This is a genomic window from Zhongshania sp. (assembly GCF_029212375.1).
In the GTDB taxonomy this organism is placed as follows: domain Bacteria; phylum Pseudomonadota; class Gammaproteobacteria; order Pseudomonadales; family Spongiibacteraceae; genus Spongiibacter.
This window is the reverse complement of record NZ_JARGNU010000020.1, coordinates 1-25,132: the sequence shown is the minus strand read 5'-3', so window position 1 is coordinate 25,132 and position 25,132 is coordinate 1. Positions and strand designations below refer to the sequence as shown.

Below are 25,132 nucleotides of genomic sequence, written 5' to 3'. Positions count from 1 at the left end.
CTCGGTTGGGTAGAACGCTTAACGGGAGACAATAGGATGGTCTCCCGTTAAGCATCATGTCTAAGACTCAATACGACTCAGGTATAAACATCTCTTTTGGCACAGGCTGACGAATATAATCTGCGTTATTTTCCCTCGCTGGCAACTCTATCAAAGGGCGCTTTAGCTCTTGATAGGGAATCTGACTTAAAAGATGGCTTATGCAATTGAGGCGCGCTTTCTTTTTATTCACCGCTTCAACCACCCACCACGGCGCTTCGTCGATATGGGTGCGTGCCAACATAATTTCTTTGGCTTTGGTGTATTGCTCCCAACGGCGGCGCGACTCTAGATCCATCGGGCTTAGTTTCCACTGTTTTAGTGGATCGTGTACGCGGCTCAAAAATCGCGAGTATTGCTCTTCGTCTGAAATTGAAAACCAATATTTAATGACCTGAATACCAGAGCGCGACAACATGCGCTCAAAATCTGGCACCGTGTGGAAAAACTCGTGGTATTCAGCATCACTGCAAAAGCCCATAACCCGCTCAACACCAGCGCGGTTATACCAGCTACGATCAAATAACACGATTTCACCGGCAGCGGGCAAATGCGACACATAGCGCTGAAAATACCATTGTGTGCGCTCTCGCTCGTTGGGCGCTGGCAATGCGGCAATACGGCAAATACGCGGATTAAGACGCTGGGTAATGCGTTTAATAACACCGCCCTTACCGGCTGCATCGCGGCCTTCAAAAATAACCACCACCTTATGGCCGCTGTCTGCCACCCAGTCTTGCAATTTCACGAGTTCAGTTTGCAGGCGGAACAATTCTTTAAAGTAAACGCGGCGCGCCAATCTACGCTCTTCCTTAACATCGGCATCCGCGTTTTCTGGGTACACGCCCTCGTCAAAATGATCGTCTAATTCCAGTTCTAACTCTTCATCGTAGCTGTCGAGCAAATCGTCTTTGATTCGCTCCATAACCATGCTCTCATCCAAATTCATGTCGGTATCGCCCACAGTAGAGTGTGTTTGAACCAGCTTATTGAATATTTATGACCGTTTTGTACAAGGCTGAGAATACCCTACCAAAAGCGCAAAACTGGCAGCTGCGCACCCTCGCCAGAGATCGCTAAGCACCAAAGCCAACACGGCCGCAAATCAGCGTTTGTATTGTTCATGGCTACTCGGTCATACTTAAAATAGGATTTCCACAGGGCATTCGTCTAATGTCCTGCACAAACGCCATTTTGGCCCGTCTGCAAATTAACTCCTATTTATTAAAGGCCAAGCGCTATGCCAACTCTGCTCAGCTTACTTGCTGTTTTGTTTATTGCCCTGATTATTATCGTGCCACTGCTCGAGCGCTTTGCTCCCAAAGCCAATGCCGAACAGCAAGCTAAGATTAGCCGTTGGATATTGCCGCTGGTCGGTGTTGCCTTAGTGTTAGGTCTTATTAAAACACTCCTGTTTTAAACAGTATTACCAAGCATTCACACGTGGAACCGGCCCGCATTATCATTCGGCGCACGCGATGCATGGTCTATACTCGCCCACGCCTTCTCATGAAAGTAAAACACCACGGTATTCACCGCTGGCTCAACCAAGGCCAGCATGCCGCCAATTACCGCACTGCCGGTGAGTAAGTAGGCTACCGAAAATGCGACGCTGAAATGCATCATGGCAAAACTGATTGTTTTTTTCATGCTGGCAAGCCTCTCAATACTGTCCAAACCCCTGTGGGCTTTTATTCGTGTCAAAGGTAAACACGTATTAATAATAAGCTCTCACCATCAACACATATAACAAATTAAAACCATAATCACGATAGTTAAGCCCTATCTAAATAACGGCACCACCAAAATGCGTTTACACGCACCACACCCAAGCCTACGTAGATTTTTTGCACCATAACGATGCTTTAAATCCCTTTATTTACCCAATACTGGCGGCAAAATCGCCAAAGCTCCGCAGACCGCAACAACTTTTCGAACCGATAATATGTGGCATAGCAGTTGCAATAACGCTAGTTAAGGGTTGCGCCGATTAAGTGCGCAACCACCTTATGAAATAAGGTTTCTGATGAAAAAAACGCACCAACCCTTTGCATTCGCCATACTGCTGTTTTCCCCACTCGCCTTTGCCGCCGACGGTGACCCCGCCACTGACATGGTCTGGCTCGTCACCGCCAGTGCGCTGGTGTTTTTAATGCAGGCCGGTTTCGCGCTTTTGGAATGCGGTATGTCTAGAAGTAAAAACGCCCTAAACGTAGTAATGAAGAACTACATGGATGTGTGCCTAGGCACCTTGATTTTTTGGGCACTGGGTTACGGCCTTATGTTTGGCAGCAACCCCAGCGGCCTGATCGGCACCGACCTATTCCTTATTAACGACAGCGACCCCACCACCTACGGGGTACTGTTATTTCAAACCATGTTTGCCGCCACCGCCGTAACCATCGCCAGCGGCGCCATGGCCGAGCGCACCCGCTTTGATGCCTATCTGGTTGGCGCGCTGTTTATCACCGCGGTGATCTACCCAATATTTGGTAGCTGGGTGTGGAATGCCGATGGCTGGCTGGCAAAATTGGGCTTTATCGATTTTGCAGGCTCGACCGTAGTTCATTCAGTTGGCGCATGGACGGCACTGGCCGGTATTATTATTTTGGGCCCCCGCCTAGGTCGCTTTGACAGACAAGGCGCGCCGCGCGAGATACGCGGCCACAATTTAACCTTTGTGGCACTTGGCGGCTTTATTCTGTGGTTTGGCTGGTTCGGGTTTAATGGCGGTTCCACCCTTGCGGCCTCAACCGATATTGGTTTAATCAACCTTAATACTCAGCTCGCCGCCGCCGCTGGCGCCACAGCCAGTATGTTGCTCGCGGTAGTCATGCGCCGACCCATTCTACTCACCGACACCGTGAATGGCAGCATTGCCGGCCTTGTCGCCATCACCGCCGGCTGCGCCACTATGCTGCCAATGTATGCCGCGCTAACCGGCGCCATTGGCGGTGTGGTATGCACCCTTGGCAGCCAGCTGATGCTGCGCATGCGCTTAGATGACGTAGTAGGCGCCGTCTCTGTTCACGGCTTTGCCGGCGCGTGGGGAACCCTCGCTGCAGGTATGTTTTACACCGGCAATCTCTTTAACGGCCACCTTATAACCGTGCAGCTAATTGGTATTGCCGCCTGTTTTATTTGGACTTTCTGCTGCGCACTTATTATGTATTTTGCCATCGACATAGTGATGGGTCTGCGCGCGCCAGCACAGCACGAGCAGCGCGGCCTAGATTTAAGTGAGCACGCCGAAATAGGCTACCCCGAATTCGACTCCGGCAATATCGCCTACACTGCCGACCGCGCCACCAATATGGATTTACGCTAATGACTAAGCGAAGCCTCAGCGAACGGCGGCGCGCGATATATACCGGACTCAAACCCTTTTTAGATGAAGCGACACTGCTCAAAGCTGTCACCCACTGGGAGAATCGCTACGCCGACCAACCCAGCCTCGCCCTGCAACGCTATGTAGCCGACATTTGCCAAAACGCCGGTTTAAAGGATAAGCGCGCAACTATTCTGCGCAGTTTATTGCATGCCATGGGGCAGGACAGCACCGCGCTTCTGGCCGACCCCCGTGGCGACAGCAACACCAGTACAAGCACCAAGCATGTGGAGTCAGCCTCGGCTAGTCAGGCCTTTGCCGAGCTAATGTTGGCCATGATGAGCCAAGTAGACGAAAGCCAACAACACAAGCTTAGAATCGAGTTATTTGCCGCACTGCGCCAACGGCAATTGCCCTTAACAATTCTTGAGGCGCTGCAGCGCTGGCTGGGCAACCGCGAGCGATTAGAGCTGGGCACGGCGCCGCCAGCACTTCTGCAAAAGCTACTCAACCAGTACTATGTACTGCTGTGTGAAAACTTAGGGCCAGTTAACGCCGATAAAATTTTGGCGCGCGGGGTTCAGCACGTACAAGCCCAACACCCAAAGCTCGACCCTTTTCTCGCTAGCCTGCTGTAAATCGTCGATTTTATCGGCGCTAACGCCGGATAAAATTGGAGAACCACCGTGCAAAACCCTACTGCAATTTACCCAAGCGCGGCGTCAACAAGCGCCGCAGTGCTTTTTATTGGCCTCGCACTATTAATAAGTGGCTGCAGTGAAGCAACAGACAACAAGGCCCCTGCCACCGTATTAAGTGCCCCTCAGCAGCAGGGTTTAAACTCAGCGCAGCAGATGGAACAGCAGCTCCAAAAAGATGTTGAGCGCCGCGAGCAGCAGATGCGCGATCAAGATATTTAAGCGAGCTATTTAAGGAAAGATATAATCATGAAGACTCTGTGCTGGCTGGGAATATTCACCGCTGCATTGCTGTGGTCGGGCATCAATCCCAAAGATTATTTCACGTGGGTCTTAGAGGTTATTCCGGCGCTAATCGCCCTAGCTATTATGGCGGCCAGCCGCTCGCGCTTTCCCTTAACCCCTCTGCTCTACACCCTAATTCTTGTCCACAGTGTCATTCTGATGGTTGGCGGCCACTACACCTACGCCGAGGTTCCGCTGTTTGACTATTTGGCCGAGCAATTCCACTGGCAGCGCAATCACTATGACAAGCTCGGCCACTTTGCACAGGGTTTTGTGCCCGCCATGGTCTGTCGCGAGTTGTTTCTCAGGCATCAGGTTATTGCCAAGCCACGCTGGCTAGGCAGCGTGATTGTGCTTGTTTGCTTGGGCATTAGCGCATTTTACGAACTAATTGAGTGGTGGGTGGCGGCGCTTAGCGGCGAAGATGCCGAGGCATTTCTAGGCACCCAAGGCTATGTTTGGGACACCCAATCCGATATGGCAATGGCCATGCTTGGCGCAATTGTCGCCCTAGCAAGTTTAAGCAAGCTACATCAGCGCCAGCTTACAGCAATTCATCAAGGGGACTGTTTGCCCAAGGCGACTTGAACATCGCCTCCATTTCCAGCTCGGGCACCTCGTCAATACCGCGGTAACACCAGCGCGGGTCATGATCGCGATCTATTAAGCGCGCCCTAACGCCCTCGGCAAACTCAGGGTCGCGCACTCGGTTTGCCGACAACACCAGCTCCATGCGAAACACCTCGAGCAAACTTAGGCCGCGACCGGTATCTAATTGACGAAATATTAATTTAGCGGTGCTCGCCGCTCCCGCCGAAAGGCCTTGGGCGGCCTTGCTAAGCCATGGGTCGGCGCCGCGATACTGGCAAATGCCTTTGGTTACCGCCAACATTGAAGGCTGAGCACAAACCTCATCTATCCAGCCTCGACAATCTTTTAACGACGCCGCGCCAAGTCCAGCACCCTGTTCTGCCTCAATATCGGTCAAGCACTCCGTTAAACACTCGGCATTCCACTCGGGGTCATCGCACCAGTCCAGCTGCAGCAATTTGCGCAATACCAAGGCTTTACTGCTGTCGGCAAGGCAATAATCTGCCAGCCCGGCATAGAGCACATCGGCGGGTGACAACTCCACCCCCGTCAAGGCGGTAAACAAACCGCTACGCCCCGGCATTTGCCCTAAAAACCAACTGGCCCCCACATTGGGAAATAAACCAATGCTAATTTCCGGCATGGCAACCCGGCTACTCTCCGTTACAATACGATGACTGGCCCCCACCATTAACCCCAGCCCAGCACCCATCACAATGCCGTTGCCCCAACACACCACCGGTTTAGGAAAGGTGTGAATTAAATACGCCGCCGCGTATTCATGGGCAAAAAAGGCTTCTGCCTCCACCGCCGCGCCACCGGGATTGGCGAGCGCCGACGCCCGAATGCGCAGGGCGTCTGCGCCCACACAAAAACCTCGGGCGCCCGCGCCATCAAAAAACACCGCTACCGCCTCGGGGTCGTCGCGAAGTTCTATTAATAAGCGATGTAATAAGGTGACGGTTTCTAGGGTCAAGGCGTTGATACGCGCAGGCGCATTGAGGGTGAGCTGGGCCAAATAGCCCCCCACCGGCAGCGGATGACGCTCTAGGCATACAGAGTATTCAATTTGCATTGTGCCCCCATACCAAGTGTGTACTCAGATCAAGCGTGGGATTAAAGCTGTAATGCTATGTATATACTGTAACAGTACACCCTAGCGAGCAAGCGGCTCAAGACTGACATCATTCACTGCCAGCTTGGGCAACAAAGAACTCGGCCATCACGGTAAAATAGGCGCTCTATTGAGATCAAATTTTGCATTGCAGAACCTCTCTAGCGGTAATTACCTACCAAGCCCGCTAGCCCACTGTTAGCAAGGTAATACGCGCTAAATATCACTAAATTGACCGCAGCGTCGGCGCAGCAACTCGATGCGGCCAATTGCCCACCTAGTCGCTTCCGCTATGCTCCATGACGTTAATGATATACCCCGTATCTTGGGAATAAGTACAGAGGCTACATATGACCACATTTAAAGCGCCAGTTAGAGACATCGACTTCGTCCTTAATGAAGTCCTAGACTACCAGGCCCACTACCAAACCATTGCTGCTGGCGCCGAAGCCACACCAGACATGGTTGAAGCCATTACTGCAGAAACGGCAAAATTTGCTGAAGAAGTGCTCTCGCCACTTAATAAAGTCGGTGATGAAGAAGGCTGTAAATGGAACGATGGCGAAGTCACCACGCCAAGCGGTTTCAAAGAAGCCTACCAAATGTGGATAGACGGTGGCTGGCAGGGTTTGTCGCACCCAACCGAATACGGCGGCCAAGGCCTGCCAATGTCACTGGGCCTGATTAAATCGGAATTGATTGGCACCGCCAACTGGTCTTGGGGCATGTACCCAGGCCTGAGCCTTGGCGCAATGAATACCGTGTTTGTACACGGTACTGAAGAGCAAAAAAATCAGTATATGCCCAAGCTTTGCGACGGCACCTGGACCGGCACCATGTGCTTAACCGAGGCCCACTGCGGCTCGGATCTTGGCCAAATGAAAAGCAAGGCTGACCCTCAGCCCGACGGCAGCTACAAGCTGACTGGCAGTAAAATCTTTATCTCTGCCGGTGAGCACGATCTAACCGAAAACATTATTCACATCGTGCTAGCACGCACCCCTGGCGCGCCAGAAGGCACCAAAGGTATCTCGCTGTTTATTGTGCCTAAGTTCCATGTAAACGCCGACAGCAGCCTTGGCGAGCGCAACAACGTGAAGTGCGGCAGCATTGAGCACAAAATGGGTATTCACGGCAATGCCACCTGTGTCATCAACTTTGATGAAGCAACCGGTTATATGCTGGGTGTTGAGAACGAAGGTTTGAACGCCATGTTCACCTTTATGAACACCGCGCGAATCGGCACTGCGATACAAGGCTTGGCGGCATCAGAATTGGCGTATCAAAACGCCCTGCCCTACGCCATGGACCGCTATTCAATGCGTTCACTGTCGGGCACTAAAAACCCCGACAAACCAGGTGATGCCATTATTCATCACCCCGACGTGCGCCGCATGCTACTCACCGCCAAAGCCTTTGCTGAAGGCGGTCGCGCCATGATTTATGACGCCGCTAAATATTCAGACCACATGGTGCAGGCCGACACTCAAGAAGAGCGCGATGCCGCCGAAAATGAACTGGGCTTTTTAACCCCTATTTTAAAAGCGTTTTTGACTGAAACCGGCTTGGAATCAGCCAGCAATGCAATGCAGGTGTTTGGTGGCCACGGCTACATCAAAGAACACGGCATGGAACAGATCTACCGCGATGCCCGTATTGCCACCTTGTATGAAGGCACCACTGGCATTCAAGCCATGGATTTGATTGGCCGTAAAGTGGTACTGGACGGCTTCAAACTCTACGGCGGCTTCTGCAAAAAGCTGTATAAATTTGGTTTTAAAAACCTGATTGGCGGCAAGCGTCGCGGCTACTCTGCAAAACTGATTGGCTACACCATTGCGTGGAACTGGCACACGGTTAAGATGGTGGCTCGCGCCTCTAAAAACCGCGATGCAGTGGGTGCAGCGTCTTACGACTTTTTGATGTACAGCGGCTATTTGTCGATGGCCTACTACTGGGCAATGATGGCTGAAGTCGCGGCCACAAAATTGGCCAGCGGTGAAGGCGATTCTGCTTTTTACCAAGCCAAACTAGAAACCGCCGAGTTCTACTTCTCGCGTTTACTGCCACGCGCTAAAGCGCACGGCGGATCGATGGGCAGTAGCACTGACAGTGTAATGGGCATGGATTTAGAACGCTTTACCGTTCGCTAAGCCCTCGCTTATTGCCAACCAAAAAGGCCCCGCAGTTTTCACTGCGGGGCCTTTTTGGTAACTTAAAATTTATACCGCAATAATGCGCGCTTAATAGCTAACTTGGGAAACCTGGTATGCGCTGCCGTTATGCATATCACAAGGATTAGCAACTTCTTCGGTCTGGCCGGGATCAACGCTAAAAGACTGTACGCTCATCACCGATTTTTTACTGATATCGTCTTTGTAATACGTGAGCACACCGTTGATTTTGATATTGCAGCTATTTCTCACCACAAAGCGTGTTGAGACTTTGTCTTGATTAAAATAAGCACAACTGGATTGCTCGGAACTGGCCGGAAAATTCTGCACATCCCAGTCTAAACATTTCTCTGCTTCGGCAGTCGCCGTTAAGGCCGCTGAACTCAATAAACAAAAAAATACGCTAGGAATTAATTTATTATTCATGGCTGACTCGCTTCTATGTTTGCCATACTACTGCCTTAATTACGTAACCCTGTACATCAGTAGTAGTGATCCTGACCTGTACAATAGTTAATAATTAAACGAAATGGCAGTGGGTACTTACTCGTAATGGCAATTCGCAAGGCAATGAAAAGTGATATAAATCAAAAGGATGATTAAATTTAACAGCCCCAAAGAAAATGAAAAAAGAACCAGCTTTGTGACCTGTATCGCAATTAATTTTTATCGTTAGATGTCTATTTTTTCGAAAATCCAGCAATAACCGCCCTAACCAAACGCCTTAAGGCGCGATTTTTAACACCACTGGCCTCCTCCAGCCCCAAAGTTCGCAGGCCGGTATCTGCTTCAGCACACCACTCACAAGGCTTCAATAGCAAGACTAGAGTTTGCCACCACGTCAACCCAGACAATGTTGTTAAGGCCTTGCCTGCAAGTAATTCTTCGGCATTAAAATCGCAGCCAAAAGGGTAATTTGGCAGCATATCTCGGCTTTTTGCCCACGCCACATCTGCACGTAATCGCGCTGGCGTGTTATTGCTAAATGCAGCCGGCAACTGGTAGTCCTCCGCCAATTTGCCGGCGGCTTTGGCACTGCGCATTAAATCACCTTGGAAACGCGAATCGGCAATATTCAGCAAGGCCTTAATAACCTGCTCATCGGTTTTAGAGCGCAGGTCAGCAATGCCGTACTCAGTAATTACAATATCGCGTAAATGTCGGGGAATCGTGCAGCTTGGAAAGTTTTCTACAATATTAGACAGCAATCGACGGCCTTCGCCACGACTCGCTCTAATCATCAGTATCGAACGGCCGTCAGCCAACTGGTGCGCCATCGCCACAAAGTTATACTGGCCACCCACCCCCGACACCACCTGTCCTGAACCTAGGGTATCTGAAGCCACAGCCCCCTGCAGACTCACGTTTAATCCGGTATTAATAAAGCGCGCTTTGCGCCGCTGGGCTTGGTACAAACGCGGATTAAAATCTAACTGATTAATTTTTCCGACGCTGCACATGGCTAATTTAGCGCGCTCAGCATCACTCATTGTGCGTAAGCCGCGATAGAACTCGGCGCTACCCAAAAAGAAACCGCCGTGTAAAACCTTGCCATTGCAAAGCTCAGTGCCTAAACACTTTTCAGCAATAATACGCTGACTCTTGGGGTTAGCCATATTCGCAGGAAAGGATTCGCCATCGGGGGCAGTAATATAGCCATCGTGATATTGGCACTCGGCAGTAAAGTAACCGTGATACTGCAATACTGCAAAATCTTTGCCCCGCAACTCTCTTACGCCCAATTCGGCCATTGCGCTAATGGTATTGGCACTCAGCGCCCGAGAGTCGCAAACACCGTCATTAATTAGGATTTGCAAAGCCCAAAAGTCATAAACCTCGCGGCGCAATATTCCACTATTAAAAAGTTGCCAAAACCCTTCAACAAACATTTCGGTGGCGCCGTACAAGCCCTCTTTAAAAGGCCCGCGACCACCCCAGCGGTCAACTAAGTCGCCCCAATGCGCATCAATCTTAAAACGTTCGAGCAAGGCTCTATAGTCTTCATTGCGGCTGTGGCGCAGCTGTAAGCCATGCACAATGGCATCGCTCATGGCGCCGATGCCCAATTGCAGAGTGCCGCCGTCGGCAACGAGGCTACAGGCATGTACGCCAATGGCATAATCTGCCGCGGGCACTGGCGGCAGCTTAGGCATCACAAACAAGCCGTGCTGAGATTCGTCGGTGTCGAGCAAAAACTGGTATTGCGTGGCCTCAACCTCCGCGTCGCCACACATATAAGGCAGCTCGTGGTGAACCACGCCCACACTGACAAAATCGCGCCCGAGTTCAGTAAGACGTTGCACCACTTCTAGGGAGGTATCGGGATTACAGCTCATACTCAGGCGCTGTGGATTGCTGGGATCTTGAGCGACCAGTTGCATCACCACATTGCAGCCTTGGGCCACCACATCGCGGGCGGCGTGGGTGTAATTTGAGCTTACGTAATTTTGCTGCGCCCCCGCATTGCCAAGGCGACTGCCGGGTTTAAAATAAAATTCACGAACAATGATATTTTCTGGCAAAGCCGCTTCGCGCACCGCGGTTGCATAGCTTGGCTCGGTGTAATTAGCATAGAGCCGATCAAACACCGGATTCAGCAACCGCCCGCGAATAGGGTCGGACTCACGCGGCCGCTCAAGGGTCAGTGCGGTTAATATCGTTAACGACAGCGATGGGTCCTGACAAGCCCGCGCATAGAGCGCGTTAATCAACTCCACGGGTTTACCCAAGCCCAGCGGCAAGGCCACCACCAAGGTCTTACCTAGCCGCGCAATAAGGCCATCTAGGCATTGCTGGTATTGCTTGGCCCGCTCCTCAGCAGTGCTTGCTATCGCCTGTTGCATAGGTCTCCGTTAATTCCGTGTTTCACTAGGCCAATTTAATGCAATTTTAAGCGCGGCCGTAATAGGCGATTAAAGCGGCCAGCCAAGAGCAGCATCAAGGTGCGGCCCCAGCCGTAAATCGCCGCTTGATGCAGGCGGTACAAACTGATGTACATCATGCGTGCCAGCCAGCCTTCAATAAAGAAGCTACCGCCGCGCACACCGCCCATTAAATTACCAAGCGCAGAATACTTAGACAGCGACACCAGCGAACCGTGATCCCGATACTTAAACGCTTGCAGGGGCTGACCCGCAACTGCCCGCTTTAAATTTGCGGCGGTGTGCATGGCCATCTGCTGGGCAGACTGCGCGCGCGGTGGAATATTTTTACCCTCACTCATCTCGCAGGCGCAGCAATCGCCTATTGCAAATATTGACGGGTCTGCCGTTTGCAGCGTGGTATTAACGGTTAATTGGTTAATACGATTGCTTTCAAGCCCAAAAGACCCGAGCACATCGGGGGCTTTAATACCCGCCGCCCACACCAGCAGCTCACCATCAATACGCTGCTCATCGCTGGTCACAAAGCCCTGCGCATCGGCGGCCTTCACTTTGGTATTGGTGTGCACCAGCACTCCCATTTTTTCCAGCTCAGCTTGGGCGGCAGCGGCAATCTCTTCTTTGAGCGCAGGCAATAGCCTCGGTCCAGCTTCAATAACATGCACTTGTAGGCGACTGCGATCCAGCTGCTCATGGCCATAAAGTTTTAACAGCGCCACCGCGTGATGAATTTCAGCGGCCAGTTCAACGCCGGTCGCCCCACCTCCCACAATCGCCACTGATAGAGCGCTACTATTAAAATTGGCGGTCATGCAATGATTTAAAAAGCGCTCGTGAAAACGGTCGGCCTGTAGTCGGGTATCTAAAAACAAGCAGTGTTCACGTACACCGGCGGTATTAAAGTCGTTGCCCAAACTGCCAACGGCAATCACCAAATAATCGTAACTTAGCCGCCGTTCAGGGAGAATTTCTCGACCACTAGGGCCTATCATTGCCGCGAGGATTAACTCCTTCCGCTCGCGATCAAGGCCAATCACCCGCCCCATCGCAAAGTGGTAGTGATTTTGATATGCGTGAGCGCGGTAGTCGACCGCGTCCAGATCGGAATCAATAGCGCCGGTGGCCACTTCGTGAAAGCGCGGTTTCCAGATATGGCTTGCGCTGCTATCAACGAGGGTAATATCCGCTTTTCCGCTCTTGCCTAAGCTACGACCTAATTTTGTTACCAATGGCAGGCCGCCTGCACCGCCGCCAACAACCACAATTTTTGCCGCCACAAGCACCTCCGCGAAAACACAGCCAAATTAATACTGGCGCCTGAATGGCCCCAACTATTAAAAAAAATAAGAATTACCCACCAGAATAGAGAACACTTTCCAATGGATCGCGCTTTGCCGCATGAAAGAAACTAAGCCGCGAACCTTACGGCCCGTTGAGCATAATCCGTGTTGCCAATTGAATTTCGCGTAAAAAACCCGTTAGCGCGAATATCAAAAAAACCATGGCAAAAACAAATAAGGCCGCCACCGCCAAGCTGCTATTCCACTCCATAACGGCGCTAATAAACAGCATGGCAATGACCACACAAACTAATAATGCACTGGTAGTGCTATAACCAATAGAGCGATGAACGACGCGGGCGCGCCGTGTGAGCATGGCCAATTCCTGATGCACCACCGCACCGCGCTCCGCGCTAAGCGACTCTAAACGGTGGTGCAAGGAACGGCTGCGGTCGATAATCCGCGCCAAGCGATTGGTTAATACGTTGAGAATACCACCGATGCCAGCGAGTAAAAAAACCGGCGCAACCGATTGTTGGATCGCGTGCGCGATAGTAACAACTTCAATTTCTACAGCCATGAAGGACCTTAATTACGCACTTAAAGAAATTCACACATTCACAAAAACTTGTTCGCCTTCGCACTCTACTTTAAAGGTATTAAGGGCTTTAGGGGCTTTGCCAAGGGCGATTAGTTTGTGAGTCCAGCCGGGCATTGGCATACCAAAAAAGGCATTGGTCCAGTCAACATTTTCGCCGGTCAATAAATTAAAGCTCGAACCATGGAAGGGACAGGTAACTGCACCATCGCAAATTTCACCTTTGCCGAGCGGCAAACCAAGGTGCGGGCAGCGATTTTCTACCGCGCAAATCTGACCATTTACTTTAGTCAGCAACACTTTCGCGCCGCCAAGGGTTTTATTTAAAAAAGCGCCTTCTTCGATCTCATCAAGATTTGCCGCAAAAATCCTATCCATTGCCGTGCTCCTTAGAAGTAATCAAACGTATTTATATACTGCCGTAGCCTTCTACACTTCTCCATATTACAGTTAAATTCACAGCATGCCGCGACAACAATTACTGCAACAATGGCAAAGCGGTTTTACTTACTGGCGACTTCATAACAAAGCTTGAGTGTACGCCGGTGACGCCATCAATTCGAGTAATCTTATTCAACAACAAGTCCTGAAAACCATCCATATCGGCAACGATAACTTTCAATAAGTAATCGGCCGCTTGGCCGGTGATTAAATGGCATTCTAAAACCTCGGGGCATTCGCCCACATGGCGCTCAAAATTTTCAAACCGCTCGGGGGTGTGCCGGTCCATACTAATATGAATAAAGGCCATTAGGTTAAGGCCCAATGCCCGCGCATTGAGCAATGCTCGATAACCGGCCAGCACGCCAATCTCTTCTAGTCGGCGCACCCGCCGCAAACAGGGCGAAGGCGATAAGCCGATGCGATCGGCCAGCTCTTGGTTACTGAGCCGACCATCTGCCTGCAGTGCTTCTAAAATCCGCTTATCATAGCCATCCAACTTCACAGTAAATCCACCATCCTCATTTTTATGAGCATAATATGCCAATATAATGAGAAATACAGCAATAATTGAAAAGTTAATCGACAATTTACCGCCAAGTTCGCAATCCCCTGCTGCGGCATTATCCCTATACTGGGAACCGTGGAGTTACCCCTTCGCAAACATCGTTAGCCAGCTTGCACCACCCCGCAAACTGAACACGCGAACCCGCTCTTACACAACAAGAGTGCATGAAAACGCCCAGCACCGCTGGGCTTCAACACCCGGAACCCAATAGCCCTCCCACAGCCCAAGGAAGCGAGATTTATCATGGCCGACTTTAATCACCGCAAATACCGCGCAACACCGGCAATAGTTATGTCCGACCGCCAGTGGCCAAACAACACCATAACCCAAGCGCCCCAGTGGTGTTCTGTGGATCTTCGCGACGGTAACCAAGCATTGGTTGAACCTATGACGGTACAGCAAAAATTGCGGATGTGGGATCTGCTGGTCAAACTCGGCTTCACCCAGATTGAAGTCGGTTTTCCCGCGGCCTCGCAGCCCGATTTTGATTTTGTGCGCGCCTTAATCGAAGGCGACCGGATTCCCGACAACGTGACGATTCAAGTGCTAACGCAAGCGCGAGAAGAATTGATCGCCCGCAGCTACGAAGCTCTTAACGGCGCCAAACAAGCCATTGTTCACGTTTACAACTCCACCAGCCCCGTGCAGCGTGAGCGGGTATTTGGCTTAGACAAAGACGGAATAAAGGCAATTGCGGTGCAAGGTGCGCGCTGGGTAAAAGAATATGCCGCGCGCAACCCCAAAACATCCTGGTCGTTTCAATATTCACCAGAAAGCTTTAGCAGCACCGAGGTTGATTTTGCAGTAGAGGTCAGCGACGCCGTTATTGCTGAATGGCTAGATACCGGCGCGCCCATCATTATTAATCTGCCGGCCACCGTGGAGTGCGCCAGCCCCAATGTATTTGCCGACCAAGTGGAATGGTTTTGCCGCCACACCCAATTCCGCAACAACATTAGCGTATCTGTACACACCCACAATGATCGCGGCTGCGGTGTGGCTGCTGGCGAACTGGCAGTAATGGCGGGCGCCGACCGTGTTGAAGGCACTTTGCTAGGCAATGGCGAGCGCACCGGCAATATGGATATTGTGACCATGGCCATGAACCTGTACAGCCAGGGTGTAGACCCAGAGCTGAACTTGGCCGATATGGACGAAATTATTGCCGTTGTCGAGCACTGCACTACGATTCCGCTGCACCCCCGCCACCCCTATGCTGGTGAGCTGGTGTTTACCGCGTTTTCTGGCAGCCACCAAGACGCAATTCGCAAGTGCTTGGCCAAGCAAGGCCAAGACGAGCATTGGCAAGTTGCTTATCTGCCAATCGACCCCGCGGATTTGGGGCGCAGCTACGAGGCGGTTATCCGCATTAATAGCCAGTCTGGTAAAGGCGGCGTGAGCTGGGTACTGGAAAACGACTACGGCCTACAATTACCGCGTTGGCTGCAAATAGACGCCAGCCGCGCAGTGCAAGCCAAGGCCGAAGAAATTGCCGGCGAAGTCAGCGCCAAGCAAATTTGGGAACTGTTCGACGAGCACTACCTGCAAGCGGCACGCAATACCGAACTAAGCCATTTTGCTATTAGCCAGAACAATGCTGAAAACCAAGGCCAAGATCAGCTGAGTCTGAGCTTTCAACATCGCGGCCAAGAAATTGCTCTGCAAGGCCATGGCGACGGTGCAATTAGCGCCCTAGTTAACGCATGGCAGCAGGAGTTTGGCGACAAAGTAGAAGTCCTAGACTACCGCGAACACGCGCTAGACACCGGCACCGCTTCACAGGCCGTGGCCTATGTGCACCTGTCGATCAATAATCAGCGCTATATTGGTGTAGCCATGCACCGCGATGTGGTAACAGCGTCATTGCAAGCAGTGCTGAGTGCGGCGAGTCAGGCAGTGATGGAAGCTCGGAAGGCGGGTTAAAAGCAAGACGGATGTCCGGCGTCTGACGTCGGACGTAAGTCAAAAGCATTGAAATACGATTAAAGTGGCTTGCCTTTTTAGCGTCAGACCTCCGACGCCTGACATCCGACTCACAAAACTCAATGCGTCTTCTGATACAACATCGTAATCAAATCTGCTTCTGAGGCAGAAATACCACAGCGCTGGGCGAGCTCTTCGGCGCTAAGGCCTTTATCCGCCATGCTGATCGCCTGCTGATAAAAGCGCATGTCTTTTTTATCGGCGTCTTGCCGCTGTTGGCGGGAGCCGATCATTTCTAAATACTCCTCCAAGGCCGAGACCCGCTCACCCAGCAGGCTCATGGCGGAGTTTTGCAATTCGATTTTCTTTTCAAGGCTCGCAATTATTTCTTCAGAACTTGGCGGCCGCGGTGCGTCGAGTACTGCCGAGCGCCGCGTTTTAAAGGCGTATAACAGCAGCCCCATGCCCACCACACTTAACACCAAGCCCAGTAGCGATGCCTCACCCAAGCCATTAAACCAATCACCGACAAAAGAAGAGAACTGCTGACTACTCTCCATAATAGCTACTCCGCAATATTATGCCGCCGTCCATTCGCCAAGCCGACTTTTTAAGCGCACGATGGCCTGACTGTGAATCTGACAAATACGCGACTCACTCACTTCCATTACCTCACCAATTTCCTTGAGGTTTAGGCCGCTGTCGTAATACAGGGCCATAACAAGTTTTTCGCGCTCGGGCAGGCTATTAATTTGGCTCGCTAAGGCCTGCTGAAAATCGTCTTCGAGGATGTTTTCTAAGGGCGCATAGCGATCATCACCGCCGCCAATATCAGCGGGTTCCTGCTCGCTCTCGCCAATTTGCTCTAGGCTAAACAAGCGTACCGAACTGGTGTCGCGCAGCAGGTCGTGATACTCGTCTAGTGACACACCCATCTCACCGGCAACTTCTGCGGCCCCCGCTTCGCGGCCAAGCCGCGCCTCGGTACGACGCACCGCCTCAGACATTTCGCGGAGCTGGCGGGTTACCGAACGGGGCGCCCAACCACACTGGCGCATTTGATCGATCATGGCGCCGCGAATACGAATACTCGCGTAGGTTTCAAAACTGGCGCCTCTGTCTGCTTGATAGTGGCTACCGGCTTCGAGCAGGCCAATCATGCCCGCTTGAATTAAATCGTCTACCTCTACACTCGCGGGCAAACGACTAACCAAGTGGTAGGCGATTCGCTTAACCAAGGGTGCATGGCGGCTCACCAGCTCTTCGCGACTGCCGTTCTGCACATCGAGATAAGCGGCGTGACCGTTCACATCGCCGCTCCCGTAGTGGTTTCGGCGCTGGTACTGGCTTCTGCGGTGTCGTCAGAACTGAACATGCGGTCTACAAAAAACTCGATATTACCGCTCGGCCCCTTGGGTCCATCCCATTTATCAACGGTTTCGGCCAATTTACGAAAAGCCAATGACGACTCCGCGCCAGGGTATAAATCACTCACCGCTTTTTGGCGGGAGTCGGCTTTAATTAAATAGGGGTCGCGAGGCACAAACCCCGCGTATTCTAAACTTACGTCTAAAAAGCGCTGGGCTACCTCGTTGAGTCGCTCGAAACCATCCCGCGCTTGATCTTGGCTGTCGACCATATTGCGCAGCACTTTAAAGCGCCGAATACCGGCATCGCGATTCATCACTTTAATCAGCGCATAGGCATCGGCCATTGAGGTTAGCTCGTCGGTTACCACCACCAAAACGTACTGACTCGCTTGGCAAAAGGTCACTACGCTGTCGGAAATTCCCGCTGCCGTATCGACGATTAACACGTCGTAATCGTCGTTTAATTCACTTAACGACCGCACAATCGCGGCATGTTGCGCGGCGCCTAAATCCGCCATTTTCTTAATACCCGATGCGGCCGGAATAATGGTGATACCAACGGGACCAGGAACCAAGATGTCTTGAATTTTACATTTGCCATCCAACACATGAGACAAATTCCATTTTGGCCGCAAGCCCAGCATGATATCGACGTTAGCCAAGCCCAAATCAGCATCCATTAGCAGTACTCGCCGGCCGCGACGCGCCAGCTGGCAGGCGAGGTTTACCGATACATTGGTTTTACCAACTCCACCCTTGCCACTGCTTACGGCTATTACTTTTACTGCGCTCATTTAATTATCTTTCTCCGTTAATCCATCACCGCAGCTAATCTTAGGCCTTCAACACCAAAATTACTCTACGCAATAGCACTCACTTTAGTCCATCAATCCGGCATTTACTAAGCTCACTATCGCATCAGACCCGCACACTAAGCCGCGCTGGCGATGAATTCACCACAGGGCCTGGCACCGCCTGCGCAGATTGCGAAGGCTCGCGCTCTGGACGGGATTTCAGTTCAAAGGCGCGACCCATGCGCACTGCCATATTCACCAGTTTAGTCCCATCTGCGGCCGACAAGTTTTGCGGCACTTTGGGGCCATTCGCACACCAAACCACGGGTAGGCGGTGCTGTATTAAGTTAGAGATCACACCACCCAAACGCATGGCCTCGTCGATCCTTGTAATTACTGCACCCTGCGGCGCCAACGGCGCATAGGCATCGATAATTTCGCTTTGCACATAGGCCTCGGCGTCGGCCGGCAGGGTGACAAACACCTGCACATCCTGCATGGCTGCAGTTAGTTGCTGCAATTCACTAATCCCTTTGCTGTCGCGAAATGACATGCCCGCCGTGTCGATTAGCACTAACTTTTTCTTGCGCAGAATACGGTAGGTTTTAACTGCCTCTTCGATATCTACTGCGGTGTGTACCGGAATTTGTAAAATTCGGCCATAAGCTCGCAATTGCTCCTGCGCGCCAACCCGTGCCACATCGGTAGTCAGTATAGCAATGCCGTCGCGGCCATGATTTAACACATACTGCGCCGCAATTTTTGCAATTGTAGTGGTTTTACCTGCGCCCTGCGGGCCAACCAAACAAATGGCGCCAGAACTTGGCGGCGCCGCAACCGGCAATTGCTTAATTAACAGCATTTTTAAAATTTCGCGCTGCAATGAATCGCTTTCATCAGCGGGAATCTCGGCGCACAAACGCTTACCCAAGCTGGGATCGATATCGAGGGTTGATAAAAACTGGTTTAATTCTCGCTGTTCAGGGGCCTGAAAACTGGCTTGCTGCCAATTGTGGCCTTTAAGCTGTTCCATCAGCATCGACTTCATTGACGACAGCTCCTGCTTGAGAGTCAGCAATTCATCCTGCTGTGACCACGCCAGCTGCGGGCTTTGGTGTTGCTCACTTTGGCCGCGGCTAACTGGCTGGTTTGGCATCTCTGGCGCGGGCTGACGACTAGCGCCAAGATTTTGGCGTTCGCTAGCGGCAGTTTCCTGCGCCATTTGCGCGTTCTTTTTTTGACGATCTAATAAGGCATCTAGCGCAGTGCGCTCACTGCGCGGCGCGGGTGAAAACTGCTGGCTAATTTGGCGAGCAAGCTGCTGTGCGGCATTTTCAGTAACGGCCACTTGAGCACTCGCCGCGCCGTGATTAGCAGCCTCGTCGAGGCTAACCACCACCTCTACACCACCCTCAATGGTATGTAAGTCTAGAATCACCGCATCGGGGCCGTGGGCGGCGCGCACCATCCGCATGGCCTGCTGGCTGTCCACAGCACGATATTTCTTTACTTGCATACTCGCTCTCCTGCAGCCCTGCGTCTTACGCTAAGCGCGCTTGCTGCCCAATAGTTGATAACAGGCGCACTTGCTTGCTATCGGGTACTTCGTTGTAAGACAAAACCGACAATCCGGGCACACTGCGCCGAGTAAAGCGCGACAACCAAGCCCGAATCGACGGCGATACCAGAACCACCGCAGGCTGACCAGATAACTCCTGCCGGTGACTAAAATCTGCCAATTCATTTTGCAATCTCTCGGCAATCCCCGGCTCTAATCCCACCGCGCCAGAGTTGCCTCTAAGCATGTCTTGCAACAACTGTTCCAAATCAGCATCCAGCGCAGAAACTGGCAATTCATCTTCTAAGCCATTGATTTCCTGAACAATCATTCGCCCAAGCGCAACCCGCACACCCTCCAATAACTCGTCAGGATTTTTGCTACGCGGCGCCTGCTCCGCCAAACTTTCGGCGATCATTCGAATGCTGCGGATCGAAACCCCCTCTTTCAGCAAGTTTTGCAGCACTCTCACCACAATACTCAGCGGCAATTGCTTGGGCACCACATTCTCTACCAAGCGCGGGTCAGTCTTGGCCAAACGATCCAACAGCTGCTGCACTTCTTCATGCCCCAGCAGCTCATGAGCGTGTTGTTTAATGACCTGGCTGAGATGAGTCGCAATAACCGTGCAGGGATCCACCACGGTATAGCCCATGGTTTGCGCCTGATCGCGCTGGCTAGAGTCGATCCAGATCGCATCCATACCAAAAGCAGGGTCTTTAGTAGTGGCGCCACGCAGACCAGGCTGGGCGCCGCCTGGGTTAATCGCTAAATCTTTACCAACCTGAATATCACCCTGGGCAATGGTGTCGCCCAATAACTGAATGCGATAACTACCTGGCGACAACTCCAAATTATCGCGGATATGCACCGGCTGAATCAAAAACCCTAAATCCTTGGAAAGCTTCTTGCGAACCCCCGTAATACGGCCAATCAGCTCGCCGCCCTGATTGCGGTCTACCAAGGGAATTAGGCGATAACCAACCTCTAAACTCACCACGTCCATATGCGTCACTTCATCCCAACTCAACTCGCTGGGCTCGCGGGGCGCGGTCGCTAGCTCTTCACCAGACTCCTCTTCTGCAACAAATTCCTGGGCGTTCTTTTTCTTGTTTTGCAGCCACCAACCACTGCCGCCACAGGCCGCTGCGAGCATTAAAAACACCAAATTTGGCATACCTGGAATAACACCAATTAAGGCCATTAAGGTTGCCGAGAGATACAGCACATTGGGGTTAGCAAACATCTGGCTCGCCATCTGCTCGCCCATATTTTGGGGCCGCGAGATACGAGTAACAATTATCGCCACTGCCGTTGATAACAGCAGTGACGGCAGCTGCGCCACCAAACCGTCACCAATCGTTAGCAAAGTGTAGTTATGCATGGCTTGATCGAAGCTCAAGCCATGCTGGCTCATACCCACGCCCAAGCCGCCAATGACGTTAATAAACAGAATCATGATGCCGGCCACAGCGTCACCGCGCACAAACTTGCTGGCACCGTCCATGGAACCGTAGAAATCGGCCTCGGTACGCACTTCCTCGCGGCGGCGGCTGGCCTCTTCCTGATTTAACAGACCGGCGTTTAAATCCGAGTCAATCGCCATTTGCTTGCCAGGCATCGCGTCCAAGGTGAATCGAGCCGTTACTTCAGATACCCGGCCTGCACCCTTGGTCACCACCACAAAGTTAATAACAACTAAGATGATGAACACCACAATACCAACAACATAATTGCCGCCGATAACAAACTCGCCAAAGGACTCAATAACCTTACCCGCCGCACCAGGGCCAGTGTGACCCTCGAGTAACACCACGCGGGTTGAGGCGACGTTCAATGACAGGCGTAGCAAGGTCGCCAGCAGTAATACGGTAGGAAAAACCGAGAAATCGATAGGCCGTTCGACGTAAATAACCGCCAAAATAATGATCAGCGACAGCGCAATATTAAAGGTAAACAGCAAGTCGAGTAGGAATGGCGGCATTGGGATAACCAGCATTCCCAAGCACGCAACAAGCATAACCAGCACGCCAATGCCGCTGCTGGCAACCTTCTCCATCCAGCCGTTTGTCGCTATTGTTTGTGTTGCTGTAGCCATACCCACTCTCTTCTAAGATGGATTTTCCAGCGCGGAAAAGCGCCAAAATTTCGTCGTTACCGAGAGTAATTGCAACAACAAGGCCAACTTAGCTAAGCGGCACGAAGATCTAAGCGCCAAGCAGCGCATCCTCCTCGCCCCTACAGCCCATCAACCTCTTCCGACAAGTTTTTTAGTTCTAAGACCGCCAGCGGCAAGCCATTAACAAACACAATCACATCGGGGCGGCGATTACCCTTGCTGCCGGTAATCGTGTATTGGTTCACCACTAAAAACTGATTATTCGCGGTATTGGCAAAATCCACCAATTTAACGTAATCGGTCTTCTCTTCCCCTGTCCCATTGTTAAAGCTGACCTTAACGCCTTCCAACAAGCATGAATGAAAGGTTTTATTGTTTTTAATTAAGCTCGGGGATTCTGGTTTAGCGACCTGAAAAGCCACTTGCACCAAAGTGCTGGCCGGAATAGTGGGATTTAAACGCTGTAAACTACCCAACGGGCGGTCATGCAAAACGACTTACCAGTAGTCACTGCGCTCAGGGCTGTCGCCATCTGGAGCAATATCTTAGCCGGACATATAGTCGTAGCCGATGGCTTAAAACCAAGCGAGGCAGAGCTGGTCTTTTGTTATCACTTATTAGTCCTTCAATAAGCCTTAAGCACTATAAACTGCTGCACAAGGCGAATAATCAGCTCTTTTTGATCTGGCTTACTTTCGGCAACCAATAAGGCCAAGGCCACCAAGGTGTTGTCGTTAACCAGCGCCTCAACCGGCTTGGCCAGCAGATGCTGATTATTGCGCAGATACCACAAAAACAGAAACGAACCCGTGCGCTTGTTGCCATCTGCCAAGGGGTGATTCTTAATAACAAAATACAGCAAGTGAGCGGCTCGGCTTGCCACATTGGGGTAAAACCATTCGTCGCCAAAACCCTGTTCTAAGGTCCCCAGCGCCGAGGCCAGACCATCGCCGCGCAACTGCGCAAACAGCTCAGTGGCCTCACCTTTGGCAAGCAAGGCCTGCTTCAACTGCGCAATGGCGGGTAATACCTGCTCTAGCTCCAGCCTTGCCATGTCAGTTTGGCGGGCAGTTTGATCAACGATACTCTGCTCATCGTAGCCCTGTAACAAGGACCAACTGCGGGCATAGTCTTTAATCACCTGCAATACCGCCGCGCCCTGCTCGGTCACTAACTGCTGATTTGCTAATGTTTGCGACAGCAGCTCTACCACCTGTTCAAACTCAATACCGCGTTCCTTCAGCCGGCGCTGGTTGAGCGTGAAACCTTGGACCAAGTGCTGTTTTAAGGTGTTGGTTGCCCAAATGCGGAATTGCGTAGCACGGGCAGAGTTCACCCGATAACCCACAGAGATAATTGCATCCAGATTATAGTGTTTAACGGATTTCGTTTGAGTTTTACCGGCTATAGCACCATGTACAGTGGTATGTTCCAAAATGGAACATACCACTTGCTCTTCAAGCTCATTGCTTTTGAAGATATTACTTAAATGCTTGGTGATAGCGGGCCGCTTAGTGCCAAACAGCTCAGCCAGTTGCGCCTGAGACAGCCAGACGGTCTCTTGCTGTAAGGCGACATCTAATTGCACACTGCCATCGTCAGATTGATAGATTTGAATTTGCTGCGCTTCAGACATCTATAGCTCCTCCATAAGCCTTTTATAATATGCTACTACAAACCCCCAGATACCCATGGGAGATAGATTTATCATAAATTGCGCCGAATTAAGGACGTCAGCGGAAAAATGAAAATACTCACTTGGAATTGCAACGGTGCACTCAGGAAGAAACTCTTCGCATTAGAGCAATTTGATGCCGATATTTTAATAATACAAGAGTGTGAAGACCCAACCCAATCCACCGAGGCTTACATAAATTGGGCCGGCGACTATATTTGGAAGGGAAAAAATAAAAACAAGGGAATCGGCATATTTCCGAAAAAGCAGCATCGAGTTAAAAATTTGAATTGGACTGGCGAGTTCTTTCTATCAGGGCTGCACAGCACTAGCCCCAGCTTAAAGTGGCGGTCCGAAGACTTGCAGCTCTTTGTGCCTTTCTCCATAAACGGCAAAATAACAATTTTAGCAGTCTGGACGAAAGGCCGAGAAGACCAAGCCTTCGGCTATATGGGACAGTTTTGGAAGTACCTTCAAATACACCGTAGCGATCTAGCAAGTGGAACCACCGTGATTCTTGGTGATTTTAATAGTAACGCTCAATGGGACAAACCAGACAGATGGTGGAGTCATTCAGATACCATAGTTGAGCTACAGAAAATCGGGCTGGAAAGCGCTTACCACATGCAAACAGGTGAAACCCAAGGACGCGAATCAAAACCTACATTTTTTCTTCAGCGCAACGAGGGAAAGCCATACCACATTGACTACTCCTTCCTTTCGAGTGATTTATTAGAATCAGCAAACCTTCATGTCGGTAACTATCAAGAACGGATTAAGCTAAGCGACCATGTCCCGCTGCTGCTGGAGATACACACACAATGAGATTGATACGAAAAGCTCAGTAGCAGCCATTCACGAAGCCTCAGAGATAGCCTAACCCCGCACCACTAGCCGCTTCGAACCTTAGCAAAGACGCTAGCGTCTTGGATGACATCGATTGTTGCCAAATGGCGATTTCGAAAAAGTAACGGGATTACTGAAGGCTTTCACAACAAGATAGAAATGATCTCACGGTGAGCGTATGGTTTTAGGAGCTTTGAGAATTATCGATTACGAGTGCTGGTCCACTGCGGGTGGAACGGGATTATAAACAGGGTTTGATGAGTGCCATCCCCCCGTATATGGTCTCCTCCTCTTTTGCAAGGTAATAGCGGGTAACAGAATCAGGTTTGCTGTCGTATATCCGGCCTATTATTGAAGCTGAGCTTCTGGCCTCGATAAATATCCGCGCACACTGCCCTATACGTTAATACGACCTAATCGATTCAGGAATCGGGTCAACGGGGGATTCAGGTTTACAGTATGCCGGTCTCACCTGTGCTGCTATCTCTGCTTTTACCTACGCAACCTTGAGGGGAAGTACTTACCCCTTACTAATTTTTCTGTTCTGCCTGCTTACATGCTCAGAGAGGGTTTATAGCGCTCGCCTCGGGTAACCAACACCCAAGCAATGCGAATCATTTTATTAGTCAACGCAATAGCGGCTTTGTTGAAGCCTCTCCTTGCTACCAGTTGATTTATCCAGCGGCTCAGAGCATCTGTTTTTCCTTTGGCACGGCTGACCACTGCTCGAGCGCCGTGCACGACCATGCTGCGAACATAACTATCACCCCGCTTCGTAATGCCAAATAAACGGTCATGTCTGGCGTCAACTATCTTGGCCGGTCGGCGACAACTATGATGGCCGGTTAG

At 51.2% G+C, this 25,132-nt stretch carries 24 protein-coding genes and 2 pseudogenes; 9 read left to right on the top strand and 17 right to left on the bottom strand.

What is annotated here, in order from left to right:
* Positions 1–67: 67 nt before the first annotated feature.
* Positions 68–988, bottom strand: a complete 921-nt coding sequence (gene ppk2, locus P1U47_RS16085) for a polyphosphate kinase 2 (RefSeq protein ID WP_301030210.1) — start codon at positions 986–988, stop codon at positions 68–70.
* A gap of 291 nt (positions 989–1,279) precedes the next feature.
* Here ppk2 and P1U47_RS16080 point away from each other — a divergent pair, with 291 nt between their 5' ends.
* On the top strand, positions 1,280–1,459 hold the full coding sequence (locus P1U47_RS16080) for a hypothetical protein (protein WP_301030209.1): 180 nt from the start codon (positions 1,280–1,282) through the stop codon (positions 1,457–1,459).
* A gap of 17 nt (positions 1,460–1,476) precedes the next feature.
* Here P1U47_RS16080 and P1U47_RS16075 read toward each other — a convergent pair whose 3' ends face one another.
* Positions 1,477–1,689 (bottom strand): DUF2061 domain-containing protein, encoded by a 213-nt coding sequence (locus P1U47_RS16075; protein ID WP_301030208.1) that lies wholly within the window; start codon positions 1,687–1,689, stop codon positions 1,477–1,479.
* A 376-nt stretch (positions 1,690–2,065) separates the two neighbouring features.
* On the opposite strand from P1U47_RS16075, the gene P1U47_RS16070 reads away from it, so the two are divergent.
* Genes P1U47_RS16070 through P1U47_RS16055 form a run of 4 tightly spaced genes read left to right on the top strand, consistent with a single transcriptional unit; the run spans position 2,066 to position 4,938 of the window.
* On the top strand, positions 2,066–3,367 hold the full coding sequence (locus tag P1U47_RS16070; RefSeq protein ID WP_301030207.1) for an ammonium transporter: 1,302 nt from the start codon (positions 2,066–2,068) through the stop codon (positions 3,365–3,367).
* Positions 3,367–4,005: a hypothetical protein gene (locus P1U47_RS16065; RefSeq protein ID WP_301030206.1), complete on the top strand. Its 639-nt coding sequence runs from the start codon at positions 3,367–3,369 to the stop codon at positions 4,003–4,005. The genes P1U47_RS16070 and P1U47_RS16065 overlap by 1 nt, the downstream gene beginning before the upstream one ends.
* A 48-nt stretch (positions 4,006–4,053) precedes the next feature.
* The gene (locus tag P1U47_RS16060; protein ID WP_301030205.1) at positions 4,054–4,287 is read left to right on the top strand and encodes a hypothetical protein; all 234 of its coding nucleotides are present in this window, start codon (positions 4,054–4,056) and stop codon (positions 4,285–4,287) included.
* A gap of 27 nt (positions 4,288–4,314) precedes the next feature.
* Positions 4,315–4,938, top strand: a complete 624-nt coding sequence (locus P1U47_RS16055; protein WP_301030204.1) for a DUF2238 domain-containing protein — start codon at positions 4,315–4,317, stop codon at positions 4,936–4,938.
* On the opposite strand, the gene P1U47_RS16050 is transcribed toward P1U47_RS16055, so the two are convergent.
* Positions 4,895–6,016: an enoyl-CoA hydratase/isomerase family protein gene (locus tag P1U47_RS16050; RefSeq protein WP_301030203.1), complete on the bottom strand. Its 1,122-nt coding sequence runs from the start codon at positions 6,014–6,016 to the stop codon at positions 4,895–4,897. The two genes, P1U47_RS16055 and P1U47_RS16050, sit on opposite strands and share 44 nt — an antisense overlap.
* A 389-nt stretch (positions 6,017–6,405) precedes the next feature.
* On the opposite strand from P1U47_RS16050, the gene P1U47_RS16045 reads away from it, so the two are divergent.
* Complete coding sequence (locus tag P1U47_RS16045; protein WP_301030202.1) at positions 6,406–8,208, top strand: acyl-CoA dehydrogenase C-terminal domain-containing protein; 1,803 nt, start codon at positions 6,406–6,408, stop codon at positions 8,206–8,208.
* Positions 8,209–8,298: 90 nt separating this feature from the next.
* Here the strand turns inward: P1U47_RS16045 and P1U47_RS16040 are convergent, their stop codons facing one another.
* The 6 genes from P1U47_RS16040 to P1U47_RS16015 all read right to left on the bottom strand — a co-directional run bounded on the left by P1U47_RS16040 (position 8,299) and on the right by P1U47_RS16015 (position 13,935).
* Positions 8,299–8,655: a hypothetical protein gene (locus P1U47_RS16040; protein ID WP_301030201.1), complete on the bottom strand. Its 357-nt coding sequence runs from the start codon at positions 8,653–8,655 to the stop codon at positions 8,299–8,301.
* 254 nt (positions 8,656–8,909) lie between these two features.
* Positions 8,910–11,072, bottom strand: a complete 2,163-nt coding sequence (locus tag P1U47_RS16035) for an acetyl-CoA hydrolase/transferase C-terminal domain-containing protein (RefSeq protein WP_301030200.1) — start codon at positions 11,070–11,072, stop codon at positions 8,910–8,912.
* Positions 11,073–11,107: 35 nt separating this feature from the next.
* Positions 11,108–12,388, bottom strand: coding sequence for an NAD(P)/FAD-dependent oxidoreductase (locus P1U47_RS16030; protein ID WP_301030199.1), 1,281 nt, complete (start codon positions 12,386–12,388; stop codon positions 11,108–11,110).
* Positions 12,389–12,533: 145 nt separating this feature from the next.
* Positions 12,534–12,971, bottom strand: coding sequence for a DUF2721 domain-containing protein (locus tag P1U47_RS16025; RefSeq protein ID WP_301030198.1), 438 nt, complete (start codon positions 12,969–12,971; stop codon positions 12,534–12,536).
* 30 nt (positions 12,972–13,001) lie between these two features.
* Entirely contained in the window at positions 13,002–13,367 is a 366-nt protein-coding gene (locus P1U47_RS16020; RefSeq protein ID WP_301030197.1) for a Rieske (2Fe-2S) protein, read from the bottom strand.
* Positions 13,368–13,467: 100 nt separating this feature from the next.
* Positions 13,468–13,935 (bottom strand): Lrp/AsnC family transcriptional regulator, encoded by a 468-nt coding sequence (locus tag P1U47_RS16015; protein ID WP_301030196.1) that lies wholly within the window; start codon positions 13,933–13,935, stop codon positions 13,468–13,470.
* Positions 13,936–14,241: 306 nt separating this feature from the next.
* On the opposite strand from P1U47_RS16015, the gene leuA reads away from it, so the two are divergent.
* Complete coding sequence (gene leuA / locus P1U47_RS16010; protein WP_301030195.1) at positions 14,242–15,921, top strand: 2-isopropylmalate synthase; 1,680 nt, start codon at positions 14,242–14,244, stop codon at positions 15,919–15,921.
* 119 nt (positions 15,922–16,040) lie between these two features.
* Here the strand turns inward: leuA and P1U47_RS16005 are convergent, their stop codons facing one another.
* The 7 genes from P1U47_RS16005 to P1U47_RS15975 form a co-directional block, all read right to left on the bottom strand.
* On the bottom strand, positions 16,041–16,481 hold the full coding sequence (locus tag P1U47_RS16005; RefSeq protein ID WP_301030194.1) for a DUF2802 domain-containing protein: 441 nt from the start codon (positions 16,479–16,481) through the stop codon (positions 16,041–16,043).
* Positions 16,482–16,499: 18 nt separating this feature from the next.
* Positions 16,500–17,231, bottom strand: coding sequence for an RNA polymerase sigma factor FliA (locus P1U47_RS16000; protein WP_301030193.1), 732 nt, complete (start codon positions 17,229–17,231; stop codon positions 16,500–16,502).
* Positions 17,228–18,085 (bottom strand): MinD/ParA family protein, encoded by an 858-nt coding sequence (locus tag P1U47_RS15995; protein ID WP_301030192.1) that lies wholly within the window; start codon positions 18,083–18,085, stop codon positions 17,228–17,230. Before P1U47_RS15995 ends, P1U47_RS16000 begins: the two co-directional genes overlap by 4 nt.
* A gap of 124 nt (positions 18,086–18,209) precedes the next feature.
* Entirely contained in the window at positions 18,210–19,601 is a 1,392-nt protein-coding gene (gene flhF / locus P1U47_RS15990) for a flagellar biosynthesis protein FlhF (RefSeq protein WP_301030191.1), read from the bottom strand.
* Between the two features lie 25 nt (positions 19,602–19,626).
* Positions 19,627–21,741: a flagellar biosynthesis protein FlhA gene (flhA, locus tag P1U47_RS15985; RefSeq protein WP_301030190.1), complete on the bottom strand. Its 2,115-nt coding sequence runs from the start codon at positions 21,739–21,741 to the stop codon at positions 19,627–19,629.
* Between the two features lie 140 nt (positions 21,742–21,881).
* Complete coding sequence (locus P1U47_RS15980; protein ID WP_301030189.1) at positions 21,882–22,253, bottom strand: type I restriction endonuclease; 372 nt, start codon at positions 22,251–22,253, stop codon at positions 21,882–21,884.
* Positions 22,254–22,387: 134 nt separating this feature from the next.
* A complete protein-coding gene (locus tag P1U47_RS15975; protein ID WP_301030188.1) occupies positions 22,388–23,398 on the bottom strand; it encodes a virulence protein RhuM/Fic/DOC family protein in 1,011 nt (336 codons plus the stop codon).
* A 108-nt stretch (positions 23,399–23,506) separates the two neighbouring features.
* Between P1U47_RS15975 and P1U47_RS15970 the strand changes: the two genes are divergently transcribed.
* Both P1U47_RS15970 and P1U47_RS15965 read left to right on the top strand, forming a co-directional pair.
* Positions 23,507–24,262: an endonuclease/exonuclease/phosphatase family protein gene (locus P1U47_RS15970; RefSeq protein ID WP_301030187.1), complete on the top strand. Its 756-nt coding sequence runs from the start codon at positions 23,507–23,509 to the stop codon at positions 24,260–24,262.
* A gap of 72 nt (positions 24,263–24,334) precedes the next feature.
* Positions 24,335–24,457: pseudogene (locus P1U47_RS15965) on the top strand (transposase); the annotation flags it as partial.
* A 378-nt stretch (positions 24,458–24,835) separates the two neighbouring features.
* Here P1U47_RS15965 and P1U47_RS15960 read toward each other — a convergent pair.
* Positions 24,836–25,132: pseudogene (locus tag P1U47_RS15960) on the bottom strand (hypothetical protein); the annotation flags it as partial.

Excerpts from the sequence above, each read along its gene's own strand:
- ppk2 (WP_301030210.1), bottom strand. The coding sequence starts at position 988 with ATGAATTTGGATGAGAGCATGGTTATGGAGCGAATCAAAGACGATTTG.
- P1U47_RS16080 (WP_301030209.1), top strand. The coding sequence starts at position 1,280 with ATGCCAACTCTGCTCAGCTTACTTGCTGTTTTGTTTATTGCCCTGATT.
- P1U47_RS16075 (WP_301030208.1), bottom strand. The coding sequence starts at position 1,689 with ATGAAAAAAACAATCAGTTTTGCCATGATGCATTTCAGCGTCGCATTT.
- P1U47_RS16070 (WP_301030207.1), top strand. The coding sequence starts at position 2,066 with ATGAAAAAAACGCACCAACCCTTTGCATTCGCCATACTGCTGTTTTCC.
- P1U47_RS16065 (WP_301030206.1), top strand. The coding sequence starts at position 3,367 with ATGACTAAGCGAAGCCTCAGCGAACGGCGGCGCGCGATATATACCGGA.
- P1U47_RS16055 (WP_301030204.1), top strand. The coding sequence starts at position 4,315 with ATGAAGACTCTGTGCTGGCTGGGAATATTCACCGCTGCATTGCTGTGG.
- P1U47_RS16050 (WP_301030203.1), bottom strand. The coding sequence starts at position 6,016 with ATGCAAATTGAATACTCTGTATGCCTAGAGCGTCATCCGCTGCCGGTG.
- P1U47_RS16045 (WP_301030202.1), top strand. The coding sequence starts at position 6,406 with ATGACCACATTTAAAGCGCCAGTTAGAGACATCGACTTCGTCCTTAAT.
- P1U47_RS16040 (WP_301030201.1), bottom strand. The coding sequence starts at position 8,655 with ATGAATAATAAATTAATTCCTAGCGTATTTTTTTGTTTATTGAGTTCA.
- P1U47_RS16035 (WP_301030200.1), bottom strand. The coding sequence starts at position 11,072 with ATGCAACAGGCGATAGCAAGCACTGCTGAGGAGCGGGCCAAGCAATAC.
- P1U47_RS16025 (WP_301030198.1), bottom strand. The coding sequence starts at position 12,971 with ATGGCTGTAGAAATTGAAGTTGTTACTATCGCGCACGCGATCCAACAA.
- P1U47_RS16020 (WP_301030197.1), bottom strand. The coding sequence starts at position 13,367 with ATGGATAGGATTTTTGCGGCAAATCTTGATGAGATCGAAGAAGGCGCT.
- leuA (WP_301030195.1), top strand. The coding sequence starts at position 14,242 with ATGGCCGACTTTAATCACCGCAAATACCGCGCAACACCGGCAATAGTT.
- P1U47_RS16005 (WP_301030194.1), bottom strand. The coding sequence starts at position 16,481 with ATGGAGAGTAGTCAGCAGTTCTCTTCTTTTGTCGGTGATTGGTTTAAT.
- P1U47_RS15995 (WP_301030192.1), bottom strand. The coding sequence starts at position 18,085 with ATGAGCGCAGTAAAAGTAATAGCCGTAAGCAGTGGCAAGGGTGGAGTT.
- flhF (WP_301030191.1), bottom strand. The coding sequence starts at position 19,601 with ATGCAAGTAAAGAAATATCGTGCTGTGGACAGCCAGCAGGCCATGCGG.
- flhA (WP_301030190.1), bottom strand. The coding sequence starts at position 21,741 with ATGGCTACAGCAACACAAACAATAGCGACAAACGGCTGGATGGAGAAG.
- P1U47_RS15975 (WP_301030188.1), bottom strand. The coding sequence starts at position 23,398 with ATGTCTGAAGCGCAGCAAATTCAAATCTATCAATCTGACGATGGCAGT.
- P1U47_RS15970 (WP_301030187.1), top strand. The coding sequence starts at position 23,507 with ATGAAAATACTCACTTGGAATTGCAACGGTGCACTCAGGAAGAAACTC.